This is a genomic window from Cytobacillus sp. (assembly GCF_964223445.1).
Classification (GTDB): Bacteria; Bacillota; Bacilli; order Bacillales; family Cytobacillaceae; genus Cytobacillus.
In genome coordinates, this window is record NZ_CAXQGS010000042.1 from 1 (window position 1) to 5,393 (window position 5,393).

The following is a 5,393-nucleotide window of genomic DNA, read 5'->3' on the forward strand; positions in this document are numbered from 1 at the left end:
CAACTAAATTCTGATATTGAAGGACCAGGGCGTTTTGAGCTTCTTCATCCTGGTGAAGCTGGTAGGCTTTAATTAAAGCATTTGTTTCTTCTTTGGATTTTTGATTAGGTGGAGAGGGATGCAAAAACAATCTCAACCTAATCAAAAATCCAAAGAAGAAACAAATGCTTTAATTAAAGCCTACCAGCTTCACCAGGATGAAGAAGCTCAAAACGCCCTGGTCCTTCAATATCAGAATTTAGTTGAAGCCATTGCCCGTAAGTACTCAAAAGGAAGATCTTATCATGAGGATATTGTCCAGGTAGGCATTATAGGCTTATTAGGGGCTATCCGCCGCTATGATGAGTCTTTCGGCAAAACGTTTGAGGCTTTTGCTGTTCCTACGGTTATCGGCGAAATTAAGCGCTTTTTAAGGGATAAAACTTGGAGCGTTCATGTTCCGCGCCGCATAAAGGAATTGGGCCCAAAAATTAAAGCGACCGTTGAAGAGCTCACAACAGAACTTCATAGGTCTCCAAGAGTGGACGAAATAGCCGATGTGCTGGGAGTATCAGAAGAAGAAGTGCTCGAAGCAATGGAAATGGGAAAAAGCTATCAGGCGCTTTCTGTTGACCATTCAATCGAGGCCGATTCTGATGGCGGAACAGTTACATTGCTGGATATCGTCGGAAATGTAGACGAGGGCTATGAAAAAGTAAACCAAATGCTTGTTCTTGAAAAAGTACTGCATGTCCTGTCTGAGAGAGAGAAATTAATTATACAATACACATATCTTGAGAATATGAGCCAAAAAGAAGCTGGAGATAAACTGGGGATTTCCCAGATGCATGTCTCGAGACTTCAGCGCCGTGCAATCAAAAAGCTTCAGGAAGCGATCCACTCTGAAACAAATAACTCGGAGTGCCTTTCATGACCAAATTGGTTGGAGATAACATCGAAGTGATTGCTCACCAGACAGCTAAAGATGGTAAAGCTTTTTGCGGTGATGGATATTACTTCACCGCAACTGATGAATACTTTGTATGTGTGCTGGCAGATGGCCTTGGAAGCGGGGAATTCGCGTATGAAGCTTCTTCTGCTGTTGTTTCTGTCGTAGAGCAGCATCATGAGAAGGATGTAGATACACTCATGAAGCTTTGCAACGATGTTCTTTTACAAAAAAGAGGAGCAGCAGTTGCGCTGTTTAAAGTTCATTTTGCCTCCAGGGAATTTGTATACAGCTGTGTAGGGAATATTCGGTTTTTCCTTTATTCATCTACTGGAAAACTCACTTATCCCCTGCCTGTAACTGGATATCTGTCAGGAAGGCCGCAGGTGTTTCATACCCAGCGGTTTACGTATGAAGCGGAATCTAAGTTTTTGATATATTCAGATGGCTTAAATATTCAAGGGGTTAAATCTTTGCTGAAAGCATTTCTCCCTATTGATCTTATCTCGGAAGATATAAAAAAGCAGTATCCATCTACCTCAGATGATGCTACTTTCATACTTGGAAGCTTACTCTAGAACAGGGTAAGCTTTTTGTTTTTCTTTTTGATAAAATGAAAAGTGAGACTCTATGATGGAGGAATGATCTTGGAAAAAACTTTGGATAGACAAAATCAAGTGCTAAACCTAATCGCTGGGGAATTATCAATAGCCATTAAACAAGTAAAAAACACAATCAGCTTACTGGAAGAAGGGAACACAGTCCCGTTCATTGCCCGATACAGAAAGGAACAGACAGGCGCACTGGATGAAGTGCAAATCCGGGATATTATGGAGCGCTGGCAATACATACAAAATCTCAATCAGCGTAAAGAAGAGGTAGTCCGCCTAGTTGAAGAACAGGGCAAGTTGACAGAAGGGCTAAAATCCAAAATTGAAAAAGCGGTGAAGCTGCAGGAGGTAGAAGACTTATACCGGCCATATAAGCAAAAGCGCCGCACAAAAGCAACTGTAGCAAAGGAAAAAGGGCTTGAACCGTTTGCTGAATGGCTTCTCGCTTTTCCCCTTAATGAAACCCTGGCTGCAAAGGCAAAAGAATTTTTATCTGATGAAAAGGAAGTAACTACAGCCGAAGAGGCAATTGCCGGAGCCAAAGATATTATCGCAGAATGGGTATCAGATGAAGCAGAAAGCAGAAAATGGATCCGTATGGAAACAGTCAAAAAGGGAACCATTGAGTCTTCTGTGAAGAATAAAGAGATTGATGAAAAAGGCGTTTATGAAATGTATTACGAGTATGAGGAACCAGTGAGCAAGATTGTTCCACACCGCACACTTGCATTAAACCGCGGTGAAAAAGAAGAAGTTTTAAGGATTAACATTAAGCCAAATACCGAATTGATTTTAAAATACTTATATAAAAAGTGGGTGAAGGATGAACGCTCCCCTGCAAGACCAATTGTAAAGGAAGCTATTGAAGATGGATACAAGCGTCTGATTATGCCTTCGATTGAACGTGAAATCCGCAATGAACTAACTGAAAAAGCAGAAGAACAGGCAATCATGATTTTTTCTGAAAATCTCAGAAAATTGCTGCTTCAGCCCCCATTAAAAGGCAAGATGGTACTTGGTGTAGACCCTGCCTACAGAACTGGCTGCAAGCTGGCTGTGGTAGATGAGACAGGAAAAGTACTTGATATCGGTGTCATATATCCGCATCCGCCTGTTTCCAAAACGAAACAAGCACGAGAGAAAGTAGTGCATATTCTAAACACCTTTAAAGTAGAAATGGTTGCCATCGGCAATGGAACCGCCTCAAGGGAAACCGAGCAGTTCATCGCTGACATTTTAAAGGACATGAAAGAGGAAATATTCTACCTAATTGTCAATGAAGCAGGGGCGAGCGTATACTCTGCCTCAGATCTTGCCAGAGAAGAGTTTCCTGATCTTCAGGTAGAGGAAAGAAGTGCCGTATCCATCGCCCGCCGACTTCAGGATCCTCTTGCAGAATTGGTTAAGATTGATCCCAAGTCCGTGGGGGTTGGTCAATATCAGCATGACGTATCCCAGAAAAAACTGTCAGAATCACTCTCTTTTGTTGTTGAGACAGCGGTAAACCAAGTGGGTGTTAATGTAAATACAGCGTCATCTTCATTGCTGCAGCATGTAGCTGGCCTTTCGAAAACAGTTGCCGCTAATATAATCAAGAAACGGGAAGAAGAAGGGAAATTTACAGACCGCAAGCAGTTGAAAAAGATTCCGCGTCTTGGGGCCAAAACTTATGAACAGGCGATAGGCTTCCTGCGGATTAACGATGGAAAAGAACCTCTGGACCGGACTGGGATACACCCGGAAACATATACGGAAGTAAATAAATTGCTTGCTAATCTCGGCTTTAAATCCAGTGACCTTGGAACACAATCATTAAGGGAAGCACTAAAAGGCATAAATATCAGCCAGACAGCCCGGGAGCTTGAAATTGGTGAACTTACACTAAGAGATATTATAGATGCCTTAATGAGGCCTGAAAGGGATCCGCGTGATGAGCTGCCAAAGCCGCTCCTAAAGAAAGAAGTTCTGAAACTTGAAGATTTGCAGGAAGGGATGGAGCTTCAAGGGACAGTGAGAAATGTTGTCGACTTTGGTGCATTCGTTGATATCGGAGTCAAACAGGATGGCCTTGTTCATATATCCAAACTTAGCCGCCAATTTGTCAAACATCCGCTGGATGTCGTGTCCGTTGGGGATGTAGTAACAGTCTGGGTTGACTCAGTTGATAAGCACAAGGGAAGAGTCGCCTTAACTATGCTTGAACACTCTAATTAACTGAAAAATATTGCTTTGTTTTACTGTCTTCAAGGATTGACTTCTCGAGTCATAAGCCAAATCACATCGGAAATCAATCTTTCTAGCGTGATTTGGCCTATTCTTTTAAGGTTTGCAGAGAATGTGTTCTGCTGGACTATGCAATTTCAGTCAGCAAAGTGTCGACTGCGGTTCCGGGTGGAGGTTGTGGCTGATATTAGCTGGTATTCATCTCAGGCTCTCAGCATTTTATGAGCAGTGTTTCTTTCTATAGAAAAACCAGCACTGATTCAGCAGTTTGATCTGATAGCGGTCTTTTTCATAAAAGGCACGCTGGATTTGATTTTGAAACCAAACAGGCATATGTTTTACCTCCCGTGTATTGGAATCTGATGATTCTCCCTTGGACTGCTAAGGGAGTTCAGAGCTATAAAAGGTATATATAATGTATGCTATAATAGGTTGTCATGTTTACGATAAGAGAGGAAAAACATTGCTATGAATGACCAGGAACTTCAGACACTTGTTGAAAAGATATCATTAGAAAGCTTCGGCAAGCCCTTTCGCCATCAGGCTTATTTTAATTTGCGTCTTAGATCGACTGGCGGAAGATATATGCTGAGTTCACACCATGTTGAAATAAATAAAAAGTATTATGAACAGCTTGGGGCCGAAGAATTAGAGGGGATTATTAAGCACGAACTCTGTCATTATCACTTGCATTTAGAAGGTAAAGGGTATAAACATCGTGATCAGGATTTCAGAATGCTAATGAAAAAAGTGGGAGCACCTCGATATTGTTCTGCCTTGCCTGATCGCCCAAAAACAAATAAAGCTGCTAAGATTCTTGTTTATATGTGTAAAGAATGCGGTCAAACCTATCAAAGAAAAAGAATAGTTGATACGAATAAATATGTCTGCGGTAAATGCAAGGGGAAATTAGTATTAAAAAAGAATTGACAATAGATTAAATACACATTATATTTAATAATTGTCGCAGGACAAACAGGACAAACGGCTAATAAATTCTTCTAAAAAACAAGCTTGACTTTTATAGCCAGCGTCCTTATAATATGAAGAGTCGATAAGGTGTTAACTGTTTTATCGATAAAGTTCATTATTATTCCGCAGTAGCTCAGTGGTAGAGCATTCGGCTGTTAACCGAACGGTCGCAGGTTCGAATCCTGCCTGCGGAGCCATATTTGGGGAAGTACTCAAGTGGCTGAAGAGGCGCCCCTGCTAAGGGTGTAGGTCGCGTAAGCGGCGCGAGGGTTCAAATCCCTCCTTCTCCGCCAGAAAATTCTGACAACGGCCCGTTGGTCAAGCGGTTAAGACACCGCCCTTTCACGGCGGTAACACGGGTTCGAATCCCGTACGGGTCACTTTTTTTGTTTCCGACGGTATTTATATGGATGGTCCCGTGGTGTAGCGGTTAACATGCCTGCCTGTCACGCAGGAGATCGCGGGTTCGATTCCCGTCGGGACCGCCATTTGTTATTGGGCTATAGCCAAGCGGTAAGGCACCGGACTTTGACTCCGTCACTCGCAGGTTCGAATCCTGCTAGCCCAGCCATTTTTAAATGAGCCATTAGCTCAGTCGGTAGAGCATCTGACTTTTAATCAGAGGGTCGAAGGTTCGAGTCCTTCATGGCTCACCATTT

At 42.4% G+C, this 5,393-nt stretch carries 5 protein-coding genes and 6 tRNA genes; 10 read left to right on the forward strand and 1 reads right to left on the reverse strand.

From position 1 onward, the window contains the following. Positions 1-118 precede the first annotated feature (118 nt). The 3 genes from sigB to ACEQ1T_RS06515 all read left to right on the forward strand — a co-directional run bounded on the left by sigB (position 119) and on the right by ACEQ1T_RS06515 (position 3,753). Positions 119-913 carry an RNA polymerase sigma factor SigB gene (sigB, locus tag ACEQ1T_RS06505; RefSeq protein WP_206845436.1) on the forward strand — a complete coding sequence of 265 codons (795 nt, stop codon included), beginning with the start codon at positions 119-121 and terminating at the stop codon, positions 911-913. Beyond that, entirely contained in the window at positions 910-1,506 is a 597-nt protein-coding gene (locus tag ACEQ1T_RS06510) for a PP2C family serine/threonine-protein phosphatase (protein WP_113885012.1), read from the forward strand. Before sigB ends, ACEQ1T_RS06510 begins: the two co-directional genes overlap by 4 nt. Before the next feature lie 63 nt (positions 1,507-1,569). Beyond that, a complete protein-coding gene (locus ACEQ1T_RS06515; protein ID WP_370222152.1) occupies positions 1,570-3,753 on the forward strand; it encodes a Tex family protein in 2,184 nt (727 codons plus the stop codon). A 228-nt stretch (positions 3,754-3,981) separates the two neighbouring features. Here ACEQ1T_RS06515 and cmpA read toward each other — a convergent pair whose 3' ends face one another. Further along, positions 3,982-4,095 carry a cortex morphogenetic protein CmpA gene (gene cmpA / locus ACEQ1T_RS06520; protein ID WP_009336300.1) on the reverse strand — a complete coding sequence of 38 codons (114 nt, stop codon included), beginning with the start codon at positions 4,093-4,095 and terminating at the stop codon, positions 3,982-3,984. A gap of 135 nt (positions 4,096-4,230) precedes the next feature. Between cmpA and ACEQ1T_RS06525 the strand changes: the two genes are divergently transcribed. From ACEQ1T_RS06525 to ACEQ1T_RS06555, 7 genes are all read left to right on the forward strand, one after another. After that, a complete protein-coding gene (locus ACEQ1T_RS06525; RefSeq protein ID WP_370222153.1) occupies positions 4,231-4,692 on the forward strand; it encodes a SprT family protein in 462 nt (153 codons plus the stop codon). 164 nt (positions 4,693-4,856) lie between these two features. Next, positions 4,857-4,931: transfer RNA gene (locus tag ACEQ1T_RS06530), tRNA-Asn, on the forward strand. Positions 4,932-4,936: 5 nt separating this feature from the next. Continuing rightward, positions 4,937-5,027, forward strand: a tRNA-Ser gene (locus ACEQ1T_RS06535). Positions 5,028-5,042: 15 nt separating this feature from the next. Beyond that, positions 5,043-5,114, forward strand: a tRNA-Glu gene (locus tag ACEQ1T_RS06540). Positions 5,115-5,146: 32 nt separating this feature from the next. Next, a tRNA-Asp gene (locus ACEQ1T_RS06545) sits at positions 5,147-5,222 on the forward strand. Positions 5,223-5,230: 8 nt separating this feature from the next. After that, a tRNA-Gln gene (locus tag ACEQ1T_RS06550) sits at positions 5,231-5,305 on the forward strand. 9 nt (positions 5,306-5,314) lie between these two features. Next, positions 5,315-5,390 (forward strand) — tRNA-Lys (locus ACEQ1T_RS06555). Positions 5,391-5,393: the final 3 nt, after the last annotated feature.

Bases quoted from the DNA above. Each gene is read 5' to 3' on its own strand.
- ACEQ1T_RS06510 (WP_113885012.1), top strand. From the start codon at position 910: ATGACCAAATTGGTTGGAGATAACATCGAAGTGATTGCTCACCAGACA.
- ACEQ1T_RS06515 (WP_370222152.1), top strand. From the start codon at position 1,570: ATGATCTTGGAAAAAACTTTGGATAGACAAAATCAAGTGCTAAACCTA.
- sigB (WP_206845436.1), top strand. From the start codon at position 119: ATGCAAAAACAATCTCAACCTAATCAAAAATCCAAAGAAGAAACAAAT.
- cmpA (WP_009336300.1), bottom strand. From the start codon at position 4,095: ATGCCTGTTTGGTTTCAAAATCAAATCCAGCGTGCCTTTTATGAAAAA.
- ACEQ1T_RS06525 (WP_370222153.1), top strand. From the start codon at position 4,231: ATGAATGACCAGGAACTTCAGACACTTGTTGAAAAGATATCATTAGAA.